The sequence below is a fragment of the Streptomyces sp. NPDC014734 genome (assembly GCF_043083325.1).
Classification (GTDB): Bacteria; Actinomycetota; Actinomycetes; order Streptomycetales; family Streptomycetaceae; genus Streptomyces.
Genome location: NZ_JBIBYN010000013.1, coordinates 192,460 through 212,990 on the forward strand (window position 1 = coordinate 192,460; position 20,531 = coordinate 212,990).

General features: G+C 73.0%; 17 protein-coding genes. 4 read left to right on the plus strand and 13 right to left on the minus strand.

Translation table 11 applies throughout. The features are described from left to right. Window positions 1-131: 131 nt before the first annotated feature. The 3 genes from ACF1CT_RS21845 to ACF1CT_RS21855 all read right to left on the minus strand — a co-directional run bounded on the left by ACF1CT_RS21845 (window position 132) and on the right by ACF1CT_RS21855 (window position 5,107). Window positions 132-2,189: a tetratricopeptide repeat protein gene (locus ACF1CT_RS21845; protein ID WP_391785568.1), complete on the minus strand. Its 2,058-nt coding sequence runs from the start codon at window positions 2,187-2,189 to the stop codon at window positions 132-134. Between the two features lie 514 nt (window positions 2,190-2,703). Further along, window positions 2,704-3,330, minus strand: a complete 627-nt coding sequence (locus ACF1CT_RS21850; RefSeq protein WP_391785569.1) for an NUDIX domain-containing protein — start codon at window positions 3,328-3,330, stop codon at window positions 2,704-2,706. A 91-nt stretch (window positions 3,331-3,421) separates the two neighbouring features. After that, complete coding sequence (locus ACF1CT_RS21855) at window positions 3,422-5,107, minus strand: CTP synthase (RefSeq protein WP_391785570.1); 1,686 nt, start codon at window positions 5,105-5,107, stop codon at window positions 3,422-3,424. Window positions 5,108-5,537: 430 nt separating this feature from the next. On the opposite strand from ACF1CT_RS21855, the gene ACF1CT_RS21860 reads away from it, so the two are divergent. Together ACF1CT_RS21860 and ACF1CT_RS21865 are read left to right on the plus strand one after the other, a co-directional pair. Continuing rightward, window positions 5,538-7,340: a glycoside hydrolase family 15 protein gene (locus tag ACF1CT_RS21860; protein ID WP_391785571.1), complete on the plus strand. Its 1,803-nt coding sequence runs from the start codon at window positions 5,538-5,540 to the stop codon at window positions 7,338-7,340. A gap of 367 nt (window positions 7,341-7,707) precedes the next feature. Continuing rightward, on the plus strand, window positions 7,708-9,366 hold the full coding sequence (locus ACF1CT_RS21865) for a PucR family transcriptional regulator (protein WP_391785572.1): 1,659 nt from the start codon (window positions 7,708-7,710) through the stop codon (window positions 9,364-9,366). A 51-nt stretch (window positions 9,367-9,417) separates the two neighbouring features. Here the strand turns inward: ACF1CT_RS21865 and ACF1CT_RS21870 are convergent, their stop codons facing one another. The 6 genes from ACF1CT_RS21870 to ACF1CT_RS21895 form a co-directional block, all read right to left on the minus strand. After that, window positions 9,418-10,515, minus strand: a complete 1,098-nt coding sequence (locus ACF1CT_RS21870) for a glycosyltransferase family 4 protein (protein WP_391785573.1) — start codon at window positions 10,513-10,515, stop codon at window positions 9,418-9,420. Between the two features lie 204 nt (window positions 10,516-10,719). Beyond that, the gene (locus ACF1CT_RS21875) at window positions 10,720-11,499 is read right to left on the minus strand and encodes a hypothetical protein (RefSeq protein WP_391785574.1); all 780 of its coding nucleotides are present in this window, start codon (window positions 11,497-11,499) and stop codon (window positions 10,720-10,722) included. Window positions 11,500-11,589: 90 nt separating this feature from the next. Further along, on the minus strand, window positions 11,590-13,335 hold the full coding sequence (gene recN, locus ACF1CT_RS21880; protein ID WP_391785575.1) for a DNA repair protein RecN: 1,746 nt from the start codon (window positions 13,333-13,335) through the stop codon (window positions 11,590-11,592). A gap of 164 nt (window positions 13,336-13,499) precedes the next feature. Continuing rightward, a complete protein-coding gene (locus ACF1CT_RS21885) occupies window positions 13,500-14,405 on the minus strand; it encodes an NAD kinase (RefSeq protein ID WP_391785576.1) in 906 nt (301 codons plus the stop codon). Then, on the minus strand, window positions 14,402-15,217 hold the full coding sequence (locus ACF1CT_RS21890) for a TlyA family RNA methyltransferase (protein ID WP_391785577.1): 816 nt from the start codon (window positions 15,215-15,217) through the stop codon (window positions 14,402-14,404). Before ACF1CT_RS21890 ends, ACF1CT_RS21885 begins: the two co-directional genes overlap by 4 nt. A 7-nt stretch (window positions 15,218-15,224) precedes the next feature. Next, window positions 15,225-15,575 (minus strand): hypothetical protein, encoded by a 351-nt coding sequence (locus tag ACF1CT_RS21895; protein ID WP_391785578.1) that lies wholly within the window; start codon window positions 15,573-15,575, stop codon window positions 15,225-15,227. 43 nt (window positions 15,576-15,618) lie between these two features. Between ACF1CT_RS21895 and ACF1CT_RS21900 the strand changes: the two genes are divergently transcribed. Next, window positions 15,619-15,966 (plus strand): SCP2 sterol-binding domain-containing protein, encoded by a 348-nt coding sequence (locus ACF1CT_RS21900; protein ID WP_391785579.1) that lies wholly within the window; start codon window positions 15,619-15,621, stop codon window positions 15,964-15,966. Here ACF1CT_RS21900 and ACF1CT_RS21905 read toward each other — a convergent pair. Together ACF1CT_RS21905 and ACF1CT_RS21910 are read right to left on the minus strand one after the other, a co-directional pair. After that, complete coding sequence (locus ACF1CT_RS21905; RefSeq protein WP_391785580.1) at window positions 15,950-16,759, minus strand: ABC transporter ATP-binding protein; 810 nt, start codon at window positions 16,757-16,759, stop codon at window positions 15,950-15,952. The genes ACF1CT_RS21900 and ACF1CT_RS21905 overlap by 17 nt on opposite strands. Window positions 16,760-16,960: 201 nt before the next feature. Beyond that, on the minus strand, window positions 16,961-17,989 hold the full coding sequence (locus ACF1CT_RS21910; RefSeq protein WP_391785581.1) for an HAD hydrolase-like protein: 1,029 nt from the start codon (window positions 17,987-17,989) through the stop codon (window positions 16,961-16,963). 71 nt (window positions 17,990-18,060) lie between these two features. On the opposite strand from ACF1CT_RS21910, the gene ACF1CT_RS21915 reads away from it, so the two are divergent. Continuing rightward, complete coding sequence (locus tag ACF1CT_RS21915; protein ID WP_391785582.1) at window positions 18,061-19,338, plus strand: DUF1015 family protein; 1,278 nt, start codon at window positions 18,061-18,063, stop codon at window positions 19,336-19,338. A gap of 68 nt (window positions 19,339-19,406) precedes the next feature. Here ACF1CT_RS21915 and ACF1CT_RS21920 read toward each other — a convergent pair whose 3' ends face one another. Further along, complete coding sequence (locus ACF1CT_RS21920) at window positions 19,407-20,141, minus strand: hypothetical protein (RefSeq protein WP_391785583.1); 735 nt, start codon at window positions 20,139-20,141, stop codon at window positions 19,407-19,409. Continuing rightward, window positions 20,141-20,500 carry a hypothetical protein gene (locus tag ACF1CT_RS21925; protein ID WP_391785584.1) on the minus strand — a complete coding sequence of 120 codons (360 nt, stop codon included), beginning with the start codon at window positions 20,498-20,500 and terminating at the stop codon, window positions 20,141-20,143. Before ACF1CT_RS21925 ends, ACF1CT_RS21920 begins: the two co-directional genes overlap by 1 nt. Window positions 20,501-20,531: the final 31 nt, after the last annotated feature.

Genomic DNA, 20,531 nt, shown 5'->3' on the forward strand with positions numbered 1-20,531 from the left:
CCTTGGCTCAGAGGGTTACCCGGACATGAGTACACATACCCGGATAGACACTGCGTAAATGGAGACACCGCGAACACACGCGGCAGAGCCAGTCTAATGAAGGGTTTCTCACTGTCTAGCCTTACAAAGCATTAATTTTCAGTCACTGCACTACGGATTTCGCAGGCCGGACCCTTCTCCTCCAGCAATCTGTCGGCGAGGCCCCGGTGCAGCCGGGCCGCGGCCGGGTCGCCCAGCCGTTCGAGTGTGTCGGCCAGCCGCAGCTCCAGCGCCGCCTGCAGCCGCGCGTCGCCCGCCCGCGCGGCCCGGTCGACCGCCTCCTGGCAGGTGCGCAGCGACTCGCGCGGCCGTCCCGCGTACTCCTGCACCCGGGCCGCCTCGCTCAGCGCCCGCGCCTGGGCCGGCACGTCGCCGAGCCTGCGGTACCCGGCCGCGGCGGCACGCCAGTTCCGCAGGGCCTCGCCGTACCGTCCGGCGTAGGTGTGGACGGCGCCCAGCCGCCCGTAGAGCCGTGCCTCGTCGGCCCGCTCGCCCTGGGTCAGGCGTTGCGCCAGCGCCCGCCCGTACCAGTCGGCGGCCCGCTGGTAGTCCCCCAGCTCGGCGTGGGCACCGCCTACGGATTCCATCGCGCGGCCGGTGGCGTACAGGTCCTTCGCGAGCCGTCCGGCGTCCAGCGCGGCCCGGTAGCGGGTCAGCGCCTCCCGGGTGCGCCCGGTCCCGGCGTCGAGGTCGGCGAGGTTGAGCAGGGCGGCGGCCCGTTCCCGCGGCAGGTCGCGGCGTTCGGCGACGGCCAGGACCAGGCCGTGCAGTCCGTACAGGTCGGGTGCCGCGGCCTCGGTGCCCCGGTGCACGGCGAGCGCCCGCACCAGGGCGGACACCAATCGCCTCGCCAGGGTGTCGAGTTCGCCGTCGGCCACGGCGAGCCGGGCCGATGCCAGCAGGGCCGGCCGACGGCTTCGCAGCCAGTCGGCAGCGGCGTCGGGACCGGGAAAGCGCAGGGAGCGCGGCAGCGCGGCGAGCTTGTCGCGCGCCGGGGAACCCTCGGGTTCGGTGGCCGCCCGGCAGGACTGGAGCAGCCGCACGGTCCGCTCCAGCATCCGGGCCCTGGCGAGCTGGATCTCGCCGGGCCGGTCCGTCGCCTCCAGCAACGCCCGCAGCAGCGGGACAAGACAGCCGGGCACCTCGTACCGCGACTGGTCCGCCGCGTCGCCGCGCAGCAGTCCCATGGCCACGAAGTCGTCGAGGGTCGTCCGGGCGGCGGAGACGGAGCAGCCCGCCAGCGCGGAGGCGGTGTGGGCGTCGACCAGCCCGGCGGGGGCGAGGGCGAGCAGACGCAGTATCCGGCCGGCGGCGGGCGGCAGGGAGTCGTGGACCAGCCGGAAGGCGCGGGCCAGGGGCCGGGCGCCGGCGGATCCGTCCGGGTCCTCCGGCAGCTCACGGAGCCGCTTGGTGGCGTCGGCGACCGAGGCCATGGGGTGGGCGGCGAGCCAGCCGCCCACCAGCACCAGGGCGGTGGGCAGTCCCCCGCACTCCTCGGCGAGGGTCTCCGCGGTCCGCGGGTCGACGGTGATCCGCACCTGGCCGATGGCGTCGGCGAGCAGCCGGACGGCGGAGGCCGCGTCCAGGCCGCCGAGGGTGCAGGGGCGCACGCCCGGAATGCCGGTCAGCGGGCCCCCGGAGGTGGCGACGACGAGGCAGTCGGCGTCGTCCGGGAGCAACGGGTCCACCTGTTCCGCGTCCACGGCGTCGTCGAGGAACAGCAGCGCGCGGCGTCCGTCGAGCGCCTCGCGGACCATCTCGGAAAGTTCGTCGCCGTCGGCGCCGGGCGGCCCGGCCACCCCCAGCTGGTCGAGCAGTTCGCGGGCGGTGCGCTCGGTGGGGACGGGCTCGCCCCCGGGGTCGGTGAGCCGGGCCCGGAGCGGACCGCCGGGGTGGTCGTCGGTCAGGAGCCCGATGAGTTCCTCCGCGAGGGCGGTACGTCCGGAGCCGGGACGTCCGGCGATCAGCAGGACCCGGGCGCGGGCGGCCTTGCGACCCGCCATGGTGTCCAGTCCGGCGCGCTCGATGTCGGCGCGCAGCGCCTTCAACTCACGGGCACGGCCGAAGAATCGGGGTGGGGCGGCGCCGGAGGGCTCCTCGCTTCCCGCCACCTCGGCCGGGCCGCCGGTGTCCACCGCCTGATCCGTCACGGGCCACGCTCCACTTCGCTGCACGCGGTTGCCCGCCGGGACTCCGGTCGGGGCGTTCCGAGCGTAGTTCAGGCGTCCGGGCGGTCGCCGTGGAGCGCGGCGTGGAGATCGCCTGATCGGATCAGCGTCTTTTCCGAACAGATGACTTGAGGTGACGCCATGAGAGGTGCCGTCGGCCTAGGACGTGTCTGACAATTCCGCGTGGATCGGCGGGCGTCGTCCTGTGCGGTGCGTCGCAAGGCGCCGGGAAGTCCTTGTAGCGGAGCTACCAGGGCTTTTCGGCAACGCGGCGAGGTCCCGTGCGGGGCGGCGCCCGCCCGCGTGGAATTGTCAGACACGGCCTAACCCCGCGGCACCCGGCGGAGGGGTGGCCACCGATGTCACCGTCCCGGCACGGACCGCCCGCCTCGCACGCGCTTCCGCACGACCGGACGGGCGGTCCGGCCCCGGACGGCCCCGTGGGGCCGGACCGGGGCACGCGCACCGTCCCGGCCGCGGCGGTCTCCGCGGGCCGTCAGGCCTCGAACGGACGGGCCGGCCACGGCGCCTCGGCCGGACGCAACGAGTCGACCCCGTCCCCGGCGAGCACCGCGGCGAGCGAGAGGACACCCACCACGAGGCAGTTGTTGTGCAGGTCCCCGGCGAGCACGCCCCGCACGAGCTCCCGCAACGGCACCCGGGCCACCTCCATGTCGGCCTCCTCCTCGGAGACCTCGAAACGCTCCCCGTCCGCCTCGGAGAGGTTGCGGGCGAGGAAGATCCGTACGGCTTCGTCGCAGCCGCCCGGTGTGGTGTAGACGTCGGTCAGCACCCGCCAGTTCTCGGCCTTGACGTACGCCTCCTCGTAGAGCTCGCGCTGGGCGGCGTGCAGCGGGTTCTCGCCGGGGACGTCGAGCAGTCCGGCCGGGATCTCCCAGAGTTTGTGGCGCACCGGGTGGCGGTACTGCCGCAGCACCAGGACCCGGTCCTCCTCGTCGAGGGCGAGCACGGCGACCGATCCGGGGTGGACCTGGTAGTCACGGCGCGCGACCGTGCCGTCGGGCATCACCACCTCGTCGGTGCGGACGCTGGTCTTGTTGCCGGTGAAGGGCGTCTCGGTCGCGGTGACCTGCCACTCCTCGGGGGTGTCCTGAAAACCCATCTGCGTCCTTCCACGAGAAAACCGGAAACCGGGGCACGTGTCCTCCTCGGACCCGTGCCCCGGTCAACGGTAATGCCTGCGTGGCGCCGTACTACTTGCCGGAGGCCGCGGTCTTCCCGCTCCCGGCCGCGGTGCCCGTCCTGCGCTCGACGGCCGCCTTCACCAGGCCGGCGAAGAGCGGGTGCGGGCGGGTCGGACGGGAGCGCAGCTCCGGGTGGGCCTGGGTGGCGACCAGGTACGGGTGGATCTCGCGCGGGTACTCGACGTACTCGACGAGCTTGTTGTCGGGGGAGGTGCCGGAGAAGACCAGTCCGGCCTTCTTCTCCAGCTCGGCACGGTAGGCGTTGTTGACCTCGTAGCGGTGGCGGTGACGCTCCTCCACATACGGCTGGTCGTCGTACGCCTCGCGGACCAGCGAGCCCTCGGCGAGCTTCGCCGGGTACAGGCCGAGCCGCATGGTGCCGCCCAGGTCGCCGGCGCCCTCGACGTAGGCGAGCTGCTCCTCCATCGTCGAGATGACGGGGTGCGCGGTGGCCGGGTCGAACTCGGTGGAGTTGGCGTCGGGGATCTCGGCGAGGCTGCGCGCCGCCTCGATCACGATGCACTGGAGGCCGAGGCAGAGGCCGAGCAGCGGCACCTTGTGCTCACGGGCGTACCGGATCGCGCCGATCTTGCCGTCGACACCGCGGTCGCCGAAGCCGCCGGGGACGCAGATCGCGTCGACGCCGGCCAGCTGCTCCGCGGCGCCCGCCGGGGTCTTGCAGTCGTCGGAGGCGACCCACTCGACCTTGACCCGGGCCCTGTTGGCGAAACCGCCGGCCCGGATCGCCTCGGTGACGGACAGGTAGGCGTCGGGCAGGTCGATGTACTTGCCGACGAGCGCCACGGTGACCTCGTGGTCGGGGTTGTGGACGCGGTCCAGCAGGTCGTCCCACGTGGTCCAGTCGACGTCCCGGAACGGCAGGTCGAGCTTGCGCACGACATAGGCGTCCAGGCCCTCGGTGTGCAGCACCTTCGGGATGTCGTAGATCGACTTGGCGTCCACGCAGGCCACCACGGCGGCCTCGTCGACGTCGCACATCAGCGAGATCTTGCGCTTGATCGCGGTCGGCACGTCGCGGTCGGCGCGCAGCACGATCGCGTCGGGCTGGATGCCGATGTTGCGCAGCGCGGCGACGGAGTGCTGGGTCGGCTTGGTCTTGAGCTCGCCGGAGGGGCCGATGTACGGGAGCAGCGAGATGTGCACGACGAAGACGTTGTCCCGGCCGACCTCGTGGCGGACCTGGCGGACGGTCTCCAGGAACGGCAGCGACTCGATGTCGCCGACCGTGCCGCCGACCTCGGTGATCACGACGTCGACGTCGTCGGTGGCCATGCGGCGGATGCGGTGCTTGATCTCGTTGGTGATGTGCGGGATGACCTGCACGGTGTCGCCGAGGTACTCGCCGCGCCGCTCCTTGGCGATCACCTGCGAGTAGACCTGGCCGGTGGTGACGTTGGCGGAACCGTCGAGGTCGACGTCGAGGAACCGCTCGTAGTGGCCGATGTCCAGGTCCGTCTCGGCGCCGTCGTTGGTGACGAACACCTCGCCGTGCTGGAACGGGTTCATCGTGCCCGGGTCGACGTTCAGGTACGGGTCGAGCTTCTGCATGGTGACCCGGAGACCGCGCGCCTTGAGAAGGGCGCCGAGGCTGGAGGCAGTCAGACCCTTGCCGAGGGAAGAGGCGACACCCCCGGTGACGAAGATGTGCTTGGTCGTCGTGGATGTGGGCTGCATAGCCAAAGGGGGCTCCCGTGGTCGCGATCGTGAGGGGCGTGCCGGCATTGCCGACCGGAGATTCCGGCGGTGCCGTCGCTGCGGTTCGGGGGCCTCGTCCGCTCTCGCCGACGACCACCGGTCCACGGGCTACCAGGGTATCAGCGCCGAGGAGGGCCTGCTCCCGGCCGTATCCCGCACCCGCCGCCGCACAAGATCATCCACATTCACCGCACACGATCGTCACGGGCCGCGCACGCCGCACCCGTTCGGCTCAGGCGCTTGTCAAGACCGTCGCGCAGATCACCCGGGTGCGTCGTATCCTGCTCGGACACTCGCTCCGGGCGAGGTACCGAGTCGGCGGGTTTCCCCCACAACAACCCCTTGCGACGACCTCCTGACCCGCAGTAATGCCCTACGGGGCGACAAGGCCGTTCGACTGGAGATGCACGTGGCCGGGCGCATCGAGGATTACGCACTCATCGGAGACATGCAGACCGCCGCCCTGGTCTGCCGGGACGGCACAGTGGACTGGCTGTGCCTTCCCCGCTTCGATTCTCACGCCGTTTTCGCGGGACTGCTGGGTACCGAGGAACACGGGTTCTGGCGCCTGGGGCCGGAGCGGGAGGACGGGGAACAGCCGCCGTCCGCCGACCGCCGCCGCTACCGGGGCGATTCCCTCATCCTGGAATCGGAGTGGGACACATCACGCGGAACGGTCAGAGTGACCGATTTCATGCCGCCGCGCGACGGCGCACCCCAGGTGATCCGGATCGTGGAGGGGATCAGCGGCCGGGTGCCGATGCGCTCCGAACTGCGGATGCGGTTCAGCTACGGGCGCGTCACACCGTGGGTGCACAAGGTCGACGGCCGTACGGTCGCCGTCGCCGGGCCGGACTCGGTCTGGCACGACTCCCCCGTCGACACGTACGGCGAGAACCTGACGACGTACTCCGATTTCACGGTCGCGCCGGGTGACCGGATCACGTTCACGATCAGCTGGCAGCCCTCGCACCACGAGCCGCCGGCCCTGCCCGATCCCGAGGGCTCGCTGGACGCGACCGCGGAGTTCTGGCGGGAGTGGGTGGACCAGTGCACCTACCACGGGCCCTACCGGGAGGCCGTGGTCCGTTCGCTCATCGTCCTCAAGGCCCTGACCTACGCGCCGACCGGCGGCATCGTCGCCGCGCCGACCACCTCGCTCCCCGAGGACATCGGCGGCTCCCGGAACTGGGACTACCGCTACACCTGGCTGCGCGACGCCGCGATCACCCTGTCCTCGCTGCTGCGCACCGGCTACCGCGAAGAGGCCCGCGCCTGGCGCGAGTGGCTCCTGCGGGCCGTCGCCGGGGATCCGGAGAACCTCCAGATCATGTACGGCATCGCGGGCGAGCGCGAGCTGGGCGAGGCAGAGCTGGACTGGCTGCCCGGCTATGAGAACTCCGCCCCGGTCCGGGTCGGGAACGGCGCCGCGGGCCAGCTCCAGCTCGACGTGTACGGCGAGGTCACCGAGGCGCTGCATCTCGCGCACATGACCGGTCTGACCCGCAACGACTACGCGACGGGCCTCCAGCTCAAGCTGATCGAGTACCTGGAGAAGCACTGGAACGAGCCGGACGAGGGCATCTGGGAGGTGCGCGGCCCGCGCCGTCACTTCGTCCACTCCAAGGTGATGGCCTGGGTCGCCGTCGACCGCACCATCAAGCTGATCGAGTCCGGCGACGCGGAGGGCCCGGTGGAACGCCTGCGCGAGCTGCGCGACGAGATCCACCGTGACGTCTGCGAGCGGGGCTACGACGAGGAACGCAACACGTTCACGCAGTCCTACGGCTCGCGGGAGCTCGACGCCTCCCTCCTGCTCATCCCCCAGATGGGCTTCCTGCCGCCGGACGACAAGCGCGTGATCGGCACGATCGAGGCGATCCAGCGCGAACTGTCCACCGAGGACGGTTTCGTGCTGCGCTACCCCACCCAGGGCGAGGACGCGGGTGTCGACGGCCTGGAGGGCGACGAGGGCGCGTTCCTGGCCTGCTCGTTCTGGCTGGCGGACGACCTGGCGATGATCGGCCGGGTCGACGAGGCGCGTCAGCTCTTCGAGCGTCTGCTGTCCCTGCGCAACGATCTGGGGCTGCTCGCGGAGGAGTGGGATTCCCGGCTCCAGCGCCAGGTGGGCAACTTCCCCCAGGCGTTCAGCCACGTCCCGCTGATCGACACGGCGCTGCGGCTGACGGCCAGCGGGGCGTACGTCGGCTGATCCCGGGGAGGGGCGGGCGCGCCGTGCGCGGACACGGGAGCCCGCCCCTCCCCCGGCCGGCCCCGGACCGGCACCCGAGCGCCCGCCCGGCGGAGCGCAGCCGTTTCTCCCCGGCCGCCCCTCGCGGGTCCGGGACCGGTACCGTCCTGGATGAGGACGTGTCCGACAATTCCGCGTGGATCGGCGGGCGTCGTCCTGTGCGGTGCGCCGCAAGGCGCCGGGAAGTCCTTGCAGCGGGAGCCACCAGGACTTTCCGGCAACGCGGCGAGGGCCCGTGCGGGGCGGCGCCCGCCCCGCACGGAATTGTTCGGACACGGCCCGGGGCGACCGCCCGTCGGACCCGAGTGGAAGCGCGAGGCAAGAGCCAGTGGAGACGCAAGGCGGAATCACCGTGCAGCGGGCCCTTGAGCTGCCGGGGCTGCGCGGCGGCCTCCCGGAGGTGGTGGCCGGTGCGGACCGGCTGAACCGTACGGTGCGCTGGGTGCACGCGGGCGAGGTGCCGAACATCGCGTCGCTGCTCAAGGGCGGCGAACTGCTGCTGACCACCGGCCTGGGGCTCGGCGCCCGCCCCGCCGAGCAGCGGGCATTCGTCCGCAGGCTCGCCGACCGGGGGATCGCCGCGCTGGTGGTGGAGCTCGGGCCGCGCTTCAGCAGACTCCCGGCCTCCATCGTGGACGCCGCCCGCGCGGCCAATCTGCCGCTGGTGCAGCTGCACCGCGAGGTGCCGTTCGTGACGGTGACCGAGGAGATACACACCGAGATCGTCAACGGTCACTACGCGCTGCTGCGGCAGGCCGAGGACGTGCACCGGCGGTGTACGCAGGCGCTGCTCGGCGGCGGGGGCGTGCCCCAGGTACTGGGCATCCTCGCGGACTTCACGGCCAACCCGGTCTTCCTGGAGACGGCGGACGGCCAACTGCTGTACGCGGCGGGTCCCGGCTCCGGCCCGGTCGGCGCCGATCCTCTCCAGGTGTGGGACGGCATGCGCGGCGGCCGGGCCGCCCGTGAATCGCCGCCCACCGGTTCGGTGCTGGTGGACGTCCCGGGCGGCGGTCCGGGGAGCGGTTCGGTACGGGCCAGGCTGGTGCTGCTGGCCGTGTCGGGACCGCTGGTGCCGGTGCACCGGATGGCGGCGGAGCGCGCGGCCGGGACCCTGGCCGTGGTGCTGATGCAGGCCCGGCAGGAGGAGGAGCTCGCGGCGCGCGGCCGGGGCGATTTCCTGACGGACCTCGCGGAGGGCCGGATCACTCCGGAGGACGCGCCGGCGCAGGCCCGTGTCCTGGGCTTCAAGCCGGGCGGGACTCCGCTGCTGCCGGTGGTGATGCGGCTGGCGCCCGAGCTGTCCGCCTCGGGGAACTGGGCGCTGCTGGCGCGTGCGGTGCTGGAGGAGCTCTCGTCGGTGGGGGTGCCTGTACTGCTGGGGGTACGCCCCGTGGAGGGCCGGGTTCCGGTGCTGCTGGGGCTGCGGTCCGAGTCGGAGCGCACGGCGGTCGCGGACCGGGTCGCGGCGGCTCTGCGGGCCGGGGTCGAGCGGGCCGGTCTGGAGCGGGCAGGCGCGCATCCACCGGTCGTGGTGGTGGGGGTTCCGGGCGGCTGGGCGGCCGTCGGCGCGGGGCTGCGGCACGCCGCTGAGACGGCCGCGGCGGCGCAGGGGCTCAGCGACCGGCCCTGGTACGACGCCCGGCGCCTGGACATCGATCTGCTGCTGTGGCGGCTGCGGGACCACCCCGATCTGGCGGCGTTCGTCGACCGGGCGATCGGCCCGCTGCGCGATCACGACAGGACCTCGCGCCCCCCGCTGATGCCGACGCTGGAGACCTATCTGGCCCACGCGGGCCGCAAGGCGGAGACGGCGCGCGAACTGCATCTGAACCGTCAGACCCTGTACAACCGGCTGGCCCGCATCGGTGAGTTGCTCGGCACCGATCTGGACGACCCGCAGGCGGTCCTGGCCCTGAGCCTGGCCCTGCGGGCCCGCCGCCACGCCCCCCGACCGGCGGCCGGCTCCCCTCACGACGGCCCGTGACATCGGCGAGGGCGCTCCGCGGCGCCGCGCCGGTGCGGGCGGGCGGGTCGCTCACCTCGTCCGGGACGTCGCCAACGGCTGCGTCAACTCGTCGTAGATGCTCAGCGTCTGGGCGACCGTGTCGTCCTCCGTCGGCCAGCTCGCGGCCTGCGCGAGCCCCGCGGCAGCAAGCCGTTCGCGCCGTCCCGGGTCGCCGAGCAGTCCTGCCACCGCCCGCACGAGCGCCTCGGCGTCACCGTACGGAACGAGCTCCGCCCCGTCCCCCACGAGCTCCGGCACTCCTCCGACAGCCGTGGCGACCAGGGGCACCCCGAGCCGCAGCGCCCGCTGCACCGCCACCGAGCGCGCCTCCCACCGGCTGGGCAGCACGGCGAGATCCGCGGCGACGAGCAGGTCATCGATGTCATCGCGGTCGCCGACGAGCCGGACGGGCAACTCCCCGTCCCTGATCCGGCGTTGCAGACCGGCCCGATGCCGCCCCTCCCCCGCGACGATCACCAGCGGGGCAGGGTCGCGATCCCGCCATACCTGGGCGGCGTCGAGCAGCAGATCGTACCCGTGATGCGGTACGAGGCTCCCGCACGAGACGATCAAGGGCCTGTCCAGGGCGCCGAGTTCGGCGCGCACCTTGTCCACCTCGACGGTTCCGGGCGGGCGCGGTACGGGGGCGCAGACCGGTGCGAGCCGGGCATCGCGCGCTCCTCCGAGCCGGGCCCGGTCGACCAGCTCCGACGTCGTGCCGAGCACAACTGCCGCCGCGCGGGCGGCCCTTCGCTCCATGAGGCGGAGGAACCCGCCGCGCGCGCCTTCCCCGTCGGCACGGGCGTGCCAGGTGACGACCAGGGGAACTCGGCGGCCGCCGAGCGCGAGAGCGGCACGCAGGGCGGCGTGCGGACCGTGCGCGTGGACCACGTCCGCCGCCGCGCAGGCCGAACGCAGGGCGGCGAGCGCGACGGGGTCGCTCCGCCGCGGCACGGGAGCGAAGCAGGCGCCCGCACCGGAGAAGTCGTGGGCGCGGTCCAGTTCGGCCGGGGCGCACACGGTGACGTGCACGCCCCTCGCCACCAGCCCCGCGGCGAGCGAACTCACGTGGGCGCTGCTGCCCGCGCTGCCGCCGCCCAGGACGTGGACCGTACGCAGCTGTGACACGTTGAATGGCTCCCGGGGCTCCCGAGTCGGCGGTAATGGCACCGCCAAGGATGCCAGTCCGTACGCACGTTCCGGCACCGGCGGACCGCCGTCCCGGCGCGCACCTCAGCAACCGGCCGCGGCGCACCACCCGCACGGGTGAGGAAGTGGCGTGGCATTGCCGTGTCGCCGCCCCGGCCGCCCCGGCCGCCCCTGGCGGACCTGTCAGCGGCCGGACAGCGACCGGGCGAGCCGGCTGACCCGGTCCCCGTGCACCGCGGCGGCCACGAGCCCCGCCGCATGGGCGGCGAGCCCGGCCCGGCCACGTCCCACGGCGGCGGCGACACCGAGTGCCGCGCCCAGGGCATGTGCTCCGGTGTCCCCGATCATGGTGCGCTCCGCCAGGTCGTCGGCGGCGAGCGCGGCCGCGGCGCCCATCGGCGCGGCACTGAGCCCGGCCGCGGTACCGCCCCCCGGCAGCCCCGGAACGCCGAGCGCGAGCACGGTGACGGTGGCCGCGGCGGGCCTGACGTCCACCAGATTGACGAGGTGTGCGGTTCCGGCGATCACGATGCCGGCCAGGAGCCGGTCGACGGGGTGCTTCCGGATCATCGCGCCCGCCGCGAGCCCGGCGGCCCCGATGCCGAGGAGTTTGACCGCGCCGCTGGTCACCTCGCCGTCCCGGAGCGCGCCGAGGTGGGCGCGGAACCCCCGGCGCGGGTCGTCGGCACCGGCGAAGTCGTCGTACAGGCCGCAGCCGCCCGCCGCCAGCACCGCGAGCGCCGCGGCACACCGGGTACGGGCGGGCAGCGGGAGGACGGCCGCTCCGGCCACCGCGCCGAGCGCGCAGGCCGGTCCCGCGCAGAGATCGACGGTGCGGCCCGCGTAGTTGGTCCGCCGCCCTCGTCCACGCGGCCCGGCACGCAGTGCCCGGTAGACGCCCGAGGCGACGACGGCCGCGACGGCGCCGGACACCATGGCCCCAGGACTGTCCGCTGTTCCCATGCGGACCAGACTACGCAGCGCCCCGCGGCACCGGTCCGGCGTCCGGTCCGGTGGGGCAATCACCGGACCGGCGCCGCGGCACGCGCCGCGCTACCCGTCCGCCCGCGCCGCGGCCAGCAGTTCCTCCGCGTGGGCGCGTGCCGTCTGGGAGTCCTCCTGGCCCGCGAGCATCCGGGAGAGCTCGCGCACCCGGTCCTCGCCCTCCAGGACCGTGACGCCACTGCTCGTCACCGCCCCGTCGACCGTCTTCTCGACCAGCAGCTGCCGGTCCGCGAAGGCCGCCACCTGCGGCAGGTGCGTGACGACGACGACCTGTGCGGACCTGGCCAGCTTCGCCAGCCGCCGCCCGACCTCGACGGCGGCCTTGCCGCCGACGCCCGCGTCGACCTCGTCGAAGAGGTACGTCGGCACGGGGTCGGAGCCGGCGAAGACCACCTCGACGGCGAGCATCACCCGGGACAGCTCACCCCCCGAGGCCCCCTTGGCGATCGGCCGCGGCTGGGCGCCGGGATGCGGGGCGAGCAGGAGCTCCACCTCGTCGGCGCCGGACGGCCCGCAGACCACACTGCGTCCGCCGATGTCGATTCCGGACCCTTCGTCGGACGCCTCGGTCTGCCGGATGTCGAACGAGACCCGGGCGTGCGGCATGGCGAGGGAGGCGAGCTCCTCGGTCACCGCCCCGGCGAAACGCTCCGCCGCCCCGGTCCGCGCGTCGGTCAGCGCCTGCCCCAGGCCGGAGAGCTCGGCGCGCAACGCGTCGCGCTCGGCGGTCAGTTCACCGATCCGGTCGTCGTCGCCCTCCAGCTCGGCGAGCCGGTCGGTCCCGTCCTCGGCCCAGACGAGCACGGCATCGATGTCCTCGCCGTACTTGCGGGTGAGCGCGGTGAGCGCGGCGCGCCGCTCCTCCACCGCGGCGAGCCGCAGCGGGTCGGCGTCCAACTGGTCCGCGTACCCGGCGAGTTCGCCCGCCACGTCGGACAACAGGATCGAGATCTCACCGATCCGGTCGGCGAGCTGGGCCAGTGCCGGGTCATGGGCCCGCACGGCGTCCAGCGCCCGCCCGGCGGCCGCGACCACGGTCGTCGCGTCGATGCCCTCCGGGTCCTCGGGGTTGCCCGCCAGCGCGGTGTGCGCGAGGGACGCGGCCGAGGCGAGCGCCTCGGCGTGCCCGAGGCGCTCCGCCTCGGCGGCCAGCTCATCGGCCTCACCCGCGCGCGGCTCGACCGCGGCGATCTCGCCGAGGCCGAAACGCAGCAGATCCGCCTCCTGGGCACGCTCGCGGGCCCGGGTGGTGAGCTCGTCGAGCTCGGTCAGCACGGCCCGCAGCCGCCGGTACGCGACGGTGTACGCGGCCAGCGGCCCGGCGACACCCTCGCCCGCGTACCGGTCCAGGGCCTGCCGCTGCCGGGCCGGTTTGAGCAGGCCCTGCTGGTCGGTCTGGCCGTGCACGGCGACGAGTTCGTCGGCGAGTTCGGCGAGCACTCCGACCGGTACGGATCTGCCGCCGAGATGCGCCCGGGAACGTCCCTCCGCGGAAACGGTACGGCTGATCAGCAGCGCGCCGTCGTCGAACTCGGCCCCGGCCTCCTCGGCACGTGCCGCCACGGCGTCGCCCGGGGACACCGTGATCCGTCCCTCGACGACGGCGGCCCTGGAGCCGATCCGCACCAGGGCGGGATCGGCACGCCCGCCGAGCAGCAGTCCCAGACTGGTGACGACCATGGTCTTGCCCGCGCCGGTCTCACCGGTCACCGCGGTGAAACCGGGTGACAGCTCCACCACAGCGTCGTCGATGACTCCGAGCGACCGTATCCGCATCTCCTCCAACACGGACATGACCTTACGAGGTCCGGGCCCCGATGCGCGAAGGGCCCCGCCCCCGCGGTTCACTCTCCCGTGTGCACCCGTGGGCGTGGCGGGTGACCTCCGACCGGGCGGCCGGACCCTGCCACGCGCACTTCCGGAGCGTTCCGTACCCCGCCCCGGGGAGTGTCCGCCGGTCAGTGCGGGGCGCCTCGCCACCCCGAGACGGGAAGGGCGAATTTCGCCACCAGGCGGTCGGTGAACGAGGCGTGGTGCAGCCGCGCCAGCCGTACCGGAACCGCGCCGCGCCGCACCTCGACCCGCGCGCCCGCGGGCAGCTCCACGGTCCGTCGTCCGTCGCACCACAGCACCCCGTGCGGGGCGTGCTGCTGGACCTCGACGGCCAGCACCGAGGACGGAGACGTCACCAGCGGCTTGGCGAAGAGCGCGTGGGCGCTGATCGGCACCATGAGCAGCGCCTCGACCTCCGGCCAGACGACCGGCCCGCCCGCCGAGAAGGCGTAGGCGGTCGATCCGGTCGGAGTCGCGCAGACGATCCCGTCGCAGCCGAAGCCGGTCACCGGCCGGCCGTCGATCTCCAGGACCACTTCCAGCATCCGCTCGGGCGACACCTTCTGCACGGCCGCCTCGTTGAGCGCCCAGTCGGTGTGCACGACGTCACCGTTGCTGCGCACGACGACGTCGAGGGTCATGCGTTCCTCGACCTGGTACTCCCGGGTGACGACCCGGTCGACCACCTTGTCCAGGTCGTCGCGCTCCGCCTCGGCGAGAAATCCGACCCGCCCGAGGTTGACGCCGAGCATCGGTACCCCGGAGGCGCGGGACAGTTCGGCGCCGCGCAGCAGTGTCCCGTCCCCGCCGAGGACGATCAGCAGTTCACAGCCGTCCGCGGCGCCGGGGGTGGTGTCGGTGACCGTCTCGACGGACGGCGGCAGCGGCAGATCGGGGGCCTCCATGGCGAGCACCCGCACACCGATGCCGCTGCGCAGCAGCCCCTGTACGACGAGTTCGGCGCTGCGGATCGCGGCCGGGCGGCCGGTGTGTGCCAGAAGAAAGACAGTTCGTGCCGCATTCGTCGTCAACGAGGCCCCTCCGCCACTGCACGGTCGACATCCGCGGGGTCCAGCTCAGGTGCTCCGGCCCGCAGCCACAGAAAGTACTCGACGTTTCCCGCGGGTCCGGGCAGCGGGCTCGCGGTCACCCCCCGCACGCCGAGGCCCAGTTCCCATGCCCGGCGTGCCACCTCCCGCACCGCCTGCGCCCGCAGTTCGGGGCTCCGTACCACGCCCCCGGTGCCGAGGCGTTCCTTGCCGACCTCGAACTGCGGCTTGACCATCAGGACGAGGTCCGCGTCGGGGGCGGCGCAACGTGCCAGGGCGGGCAGGACGAGGCCCAGCGGGATGAACGACAGATCCCCGACGACCAGGTCCACCGGCTTGCCGTCGATGTCTTCCGGCGTCAGCTCCCGGACGTTGGTGCGGTCCTTGACGGTGACCCGGTCGTCGGACTGCAGCGACCAGGCGAGTTGTCCGTAGCCGACGTCGACGGCGACGACATGCCCGGCCCCGGCCCGCAGGAGCACGTCGGTGAACCCGCCGGTCGACGCACCGGCGTCCAGCGCCCGCCGCCCCTCGACCTCCAGTCCGAGGGGCACGAAGGCGGCAAGGGCGCCCGCGAGCTTGTGCCCGCCGCGCGAGACGTACTCGGGGTCGCTGTCGTCCTTGGTCACGACGACGGCCGCGCTGGTCTCGACCTGGGTGGCGGGTTTGGTCGCGACGTTGCCCCCGACGGTCACCCGCCCCGCGGCGATCAGCTGGCTCGCGTGCTCGCGCGAGCGGGCGAGTTCACGGCGTACCAGTTCGGCGTCGAGGCGGCGACGTGCCACTCCTGCCACGTTCGGTTCAGCTCCTGTGGTCGTACGAAGGCATCGGTGCGGGTACCGGTGCGGGTGCGGGTGCGGCGTCCAGCGCGGTCAGCACGGAGCGCAGCCCACGGTGTACATCCTCGTACACCTCGACGTGTCCGTCCGCCGGAAGGTGGTCGGCGTCCGCGAGACGTTCCAGTCGCGCGTCGACCCCGGCGTCGCCGGTGGGGGTGCGGGTGATGCCGAGGGGCGCGGGGGCGGCGGGGCCGGGTGCGGACCCGGCGGCCCCTTCCCCGGCCTCGGCGAACGGATCCGTCGCCGCCTCGGCCGCTGCCGCCGCGGGCGCTGTTCCGGCCGCCGCTGCGGGTCCCGGCGTCGAGTCGCTCATGCGGGAAACGCTACCGCGAAGGGCTGGGGTACCGTCGATCACGATGGCGACCATGGCTGAGTGCCGCAGCGCACTCGACAGACTTTCCGGCAGTCTCGCGGGGGCGGACGGCGACGTGCGCAGCGCGGCCGCTCTCGACCGCTCGCTGAGCTGCCACATCAGGGACCTCGACATGACCTTCACCGGTCGGCTGGCGGATGGCCGGATCCAGGTCCTGGACACGGTCGACGGACCGCCGCGGGAGAAGGCCGAGATCAGACTCGCGATGACCGGGGACGACCTGGTGGCGATGGTGGACGGCGAGCTGAACTTCGCGAAGGCGTGGGGATCGGGCCGGGTCCGTCTGGAGGCCGGGTTCCGCGATCTGCTGAGGCTCAGGGCGCTGCTGTAGCGGCGCGACGCCGCACGCGGGCGGCCGGCACCACCAGGGGCGTGCCGGTCTCCGGGTCGTCGATGACCTGGCAGCGCAGCCCGAAGACCCGCTCCACCAGGTCCGCGGTGACGACATCGCCCGGCGCGCCCTCGGCGATCACCTCGCCGTCCCTCATGGCGATGAGGTGGGTGGCGTACCGGGCGGCGTGGTTCAGGTCGTGCAGAACGGCCACCAGCGTGCGCCCCTGCGTCTCGTGCAGTTCCGCGCAGAGGTCGAGGACATCGATCTGATGCTGGATGTCGAGGTACGTCGTCGGCTCGTCGAGGAGCAGCAGCGGTGTCTGCTGCGCCAGCGCCATGGCGATCCACACCCGCTGCCGCTGCCCGCCGGACAATTCGTCGACATGGCGATCCGCGAGCGCTTCGACGCCGGTGGCCGCCATCGATTCCTCGACAATGCGCTCGTCCTCGGGCGACCACTGGCGCAGCAGCCCCTGGTGCGGGTACCGGCCGCGTCCTACGAGATCGGCGACAGTGATGCCGTCCGGTGCTGTGGAGGACTGCGGCAGCAGCCCCAGGGTCCTGGCGACCTTCTTCGCCGGCATGCCGTGGATCGCCCGCCCGTCGAGCAGCACCTGCCCGCCGGACGGCTTCAGCGTCCGGGAGAGCGCGCGCAGCAGGGTCGACTTGCCGCAGGCGTTGGGGCCCACGATCACCGTGAACGAGTTGTCGGGTATCTCGACCGAGAGATTCTCCGCGATGACCCGCTGGTCGTAGCCGAGGGTCACCGAATCCGCGGTGAGGCGCTGCATGGGGTACTCCCGGAGTCGGCGGTGATCGGGTGGGACGGCCGGATGCCGCGGCGACGGCCGGAGCCGGCCCCGGCCGCCTCACGGATCGGCCGGCCCGAACGGGCACACCGCGGCACAGTGACACCGGGCCGGGCGACACCGGACAGAACAAAGTTAGGTTAGCCTACCCTTTTTGCCACTGAATCTCCGGGGAGTCGTCCACTACAGCCCGAGCCGGGCGATCGCCTTTCCCGCGTCCAGTCCGCACGTGCCGTCCCCCGCGTTCGACCAGGCAGCACCGCAGAGCGCCCGGAGCCCGTCGAGCGCGTCTCCGTCCCCCTCCAGCACCAGCCGGCCGCCACGCGCCGAGGCGTTCCAGCCCCCGCAGGCGAACCGGTCCGCGGCCCGTGTCACCTCGGGCTGCCCGGTCAGCAGCCCCCGCAGGTCGGCGTCGACATAGGTCGGCCGGTGCTCGGGCGCGGCGGCCAGCAGCCGGGCCGCGTCCGTCACCCCGGTGAGCACCAGCAGCGAGTCCACGTCTCCGTTGAACGCGCCCTCGATGTCCGTGTCCAGCCGGTCCCCGACGACCAACGGCCGCTCGGCCCCCGTCCGCAGCACCGTCTCCCGGTGCATCGGCGGCAGCGGCTTCCCCGCCACCTGCGGCTCCGCCCCGGTCGCGATGCGTACGACCTCCACCGCCGCGCCGTTGCCCGGCGCGATCCCGCGGGCGCTCGGAATCGTCAGGTCGGTGTTGGACGCGAACCACGGCACCCCGCGCGCGATCGCGTACGCGGCCTCCGCGAACCGCCCCCACGCCATGTCGGGCCCGCCGTATCCCTGCGCCACCGCTGCCGGTTCGTCGTCCGCCGACTCCACCGGTACCAGACCCCGTTCCCGCAGCGCGACACGCAGCCCCTCGCCGCCCACCACCAGTACGCGCGCACCGGAGGGCAGTTGATCCGCCATCAACCGGGCCACCGCCTGTGCGGAGGTGATCACATCGGCCGGTTCGGCCGGGATTCCGAGTCCGGTCAGGTGCTCGGCGACCGCGGCCGGAGTACGCAGGGCGTTGTTCGTCACGTACGCGAGGTGCATCCCACCGGCCCTCGCCGCGCCCAGGGAGTCGACGGCGTGAGCGATGGCGTGACCGCCCGCGTACACCACCCCGTCGAGATCCAGCAGCGCCGTGTCGTACGCCTCGCGCAGCACGGTGCCGCTGCCGCTCGGCCTGGTCCTGCTCGCCTGACTCATTCTGTGCGCTCCTCGATCCATGATTCTGTCCCGATCATCGCGTATCCCCGCCGCGCACATACGATGCAGGGATGAACACACCAGGGTCGGCCGGCCGGGGACTGCGTCTGGTCCCGTTCCGCGGGCTGCGCTACGTCCCCGAGCGGGTCGGCAGCCTCGCCGCGGTGACGTCACCGCCGTACGACGTCGTCGTGCGCCCCGACGGGCTGCACCACCTGGAGTCGGCGGACCCGCACAACATCGTCCGGCTGATCCTGCCCCAGGCCGACACTGCCGCGGCCCGTCACAAACAGGCCGCCGAGACCCTGAACCACTGGCTGGCCGAGGGCGTCCTCGCCCCCGATCCCGAGCCCATGCTCTACGTCTACGAGCAGCGGAACGACGAGATCCTGCAACGTGGCGTCATCGGCGCGCTGGAGCTCTCCTCCCCCGCCGACGGCATCGTGCTGCCGCACGAGGACGTGATGACACACGTCGTCGAGGACCGGGCCGATCTCATGCGCAGCACCGCGGCCCACCTCGAACCGCTGCTGCTCACCTATCGCGGCGACGGCACCGCCTCGGGTGCCACCGCCGTCGTCGAGCGCACCGTCGACCGCCCGCCCCTTCTCGCCACGACCACCGAGGACGGCTTCCACCACCGGCTCTGGGCGGTCACCGATCCGGCCGAGCGTTCCGAGATCGAGGCGGGTCTCACCCACCACCAGGCTCTGATCGCCGACGGCCATCACCGCTGGGCCACCTACCTGCGCCTCCAACGGGAGCAAACCGCACCGGGCCCCTGGGACTTCGGCCTGGTCCTGCTCGTCGACACGGCCCGCTACCCGCTCCGGGTCCGCGCCATCCATCGGCTGCTGCACCGCCTCCCCGTCGCCGGCGCGCTCGACGCGCTGAACGGTCTCTTCCGCGTCCGCGCCATCGACGGCCCGCTCCCCGGGGCCCTGGACGCGCTCGCCGAGGCGACGGCCGAGGGCAATGCCTTCCTGCTCGCGGGCGACGGCGGCTTCCATCTCGTCGACCGCCCCGACTCCGCCCTGTTGCACGACGCGGTCCCCACCGACCGCCCGGCCTCCTGGCAGTCCCTCGACGCCACGGTCCTGCACGCGGCTCTCCTGGACCGGGTCTGGCGCATCCCGGACGCCCCGGAACACATCGCGTACATCCACGACGCCGCGGCCGCGGTGGAACAGGCCGAACGTCACGACGCGACGGCGGTCCTGATGCATCCGGTACGCGAGGAGGTCGTCCGCGGTCTCGCCCGGCAGGGTGTCACCATGCCCCGCAAGTCGACCTCCTTCGGCCCCAAACCTGCCTCCGGGCTGGTGCTGCGAAGCCTCGCCCTCGACTGACCGGCGGCACGAAACGCGAAAGAGGGGCGGCACCCGCTACGGAGTGCCGCCCCTCTTTCCTTCATGTACTACGCCTCGGACGGCCGGTCCTCACCCGTGTCCTCGCGCGTTTCCTCACCCGTGTCCTCGCGCTCGGTCCGGGCGGCGCGCTCGTCGTCGGCCGTTCCCTCGTCGCTCTCGTCCTCGACGAAGGCGTCCACGAACTCGACCCCGTCCAGCTCCGCGAGCCGGTCCGACGCGTCCGTGACGCCGTCCTTGTCGGCCTCCAGGGCCTTGCCGAACCACTCGCGCGCCTCGTCCTCGCGCCCTGCCGCCAGCAATGCGTCGGCGTACGCGTACCGCAGTCGCGGCGTCCACGCGTGCACGGCGTTCGAGGCGAGCTCGGAACTCTGCAGCGTGACGATGGCGGCATCGAGCTGCCCCATGTCCCGCCGAGCCCCCGCGGCCACCAGGCGCATTTCGACCTGCCCGGCCTTGTCCAGCTTCCGCACCTCGGCCTCGCCGGCCATCGCCAACGCCCGTTCGGGCCTGCCGAGTCCGCGCTCGCAGTCGGCCATGACGGGCCACAGTTCGACGGAACCGGTCATCCGCTTGGCCGCCCGGAACTCCGCGAGGGCCTCCGAGTACTTCTGCGTCGCGTACGCGGCGAATCCGGCCGCCTCACGCACGGCGGCGACTCGCGAGGCCAGTCGCAGAGCGATCCTGGAGTACGCGTATGCCTGCTCCGGGTCCTCATCGATCAGGCGAGCCACCATCACGAGGTTCCTGGCCACGTCCTCGGCCAGGGTCTTCGGCAGGCTCATCAGCTCCTGCCGCACCTCCTTGTCGATCTCGTCACCGGTGACGTCCTCGGGAATGGGAAGCCGCTTGATGGGCTCGCGGTCACGGTCGTCACGGCGCCCGAACCCACCCCTGTCGTCGCGCCCGCGATAGCCGCCGCGGTCGTCACGCTGCCCGCGATAGCCACCACCGCCACGACGGTCGTCGTCCCGACGCGGACCACGGAACCCACCACGGTCATCGTCACGACGCGGACCGCGGTCATCATCGCGACGCGGGCCACGGAACCCGCCACGGTCGTCGTCACGACGCGGACCACGGTCCCGGTCACGGTCATCCCGACGGAACCCGCCACCACGACCGTCCTCACGACGGTCATCACGACGGAAACCACCCTGCCGGTCGTCCCGAAC

What these genes read in the sequence shown, in the direction of transcription:
- ACF1CT_RS21850 (WP_391785569.1), bottom strand. Translation starts at nt 3,330, where the DNA reads ATGGGTTTTCAGGACACCCCCGAGGAGTGGCAGGTCACCGCGACCGAG.
- ACF1CT_RS21855 (WP_391785570.1), bottom strand. Translation starts at nt 5,107, where the DNA reads ATGCAGCCCACATCCACGACGACCAAGCACATCTTCGTCACCGGGGGT.
- ACF1CT_RS21875 (WP_391785574.1), bottom strand. Translation starts at nt 11,499, where the DNA reads ATGGGAACAGCGGACAGTCCTGGGGCCATGGTGTCCGGCGCCGTCGCG.
- recN (WP_391785575.1), bottom strand. Translation starts at nt 13,335, where the DNA reads ATGTCCGTGTTGGAGGAGATGCGGATACGGTCGCTCGGAGTCATCGAC.
- ACF1CT_RS21895 (WP_391785578.1), bottom strand. Translation starts at nt 15,575, where the DNA reads ATGAGCGACTCGACGCCGGGACCCGCAGCGGCGGCCGGAACAGCGCCC.
- ACF1CT_RS21900 (WP_391785579.1), top strand. Translation starts at nt 15,619, where the DNA reads ATGGCGACCATGGCTGAGTGCCGCAGCGCACTCGACAGACTTTCCGGC.
- ACF1CT_RS21905 (WP_391785580.1), bottom strand. Translation starts at nt 16,759, where the DNA reads ATGCAGCGCCTCACCGCGGATTCGGTGACCCTCGGCTACGACCAGCGG.
- ACF1CT_RS21910 (WP_391785581.1), bottom strand. Translation starts at nt 17,989, where the DNA reads ATGAGTCAGGCGAGCAGGACCAGGCCGAGCGGCAGCGGCACCGTGCTG.
- ACF1CT_RS21915 (WP_391785582.1), top strand. Translation starts at nt 18,061, where the DNA reads ATGAACACACCAGGGTCGGCCGGCCGGGGACTGCGTCTGGTCCCGTTC.
- ACF1CT_RS21920 (WP_391785583.1), bottom strand. Translation starts at nt 20,141, where the DNA reads ATGAGCCTGCCGAAGACCCTGGCCGAGGACGTGGCCAGGAACCTCGTG.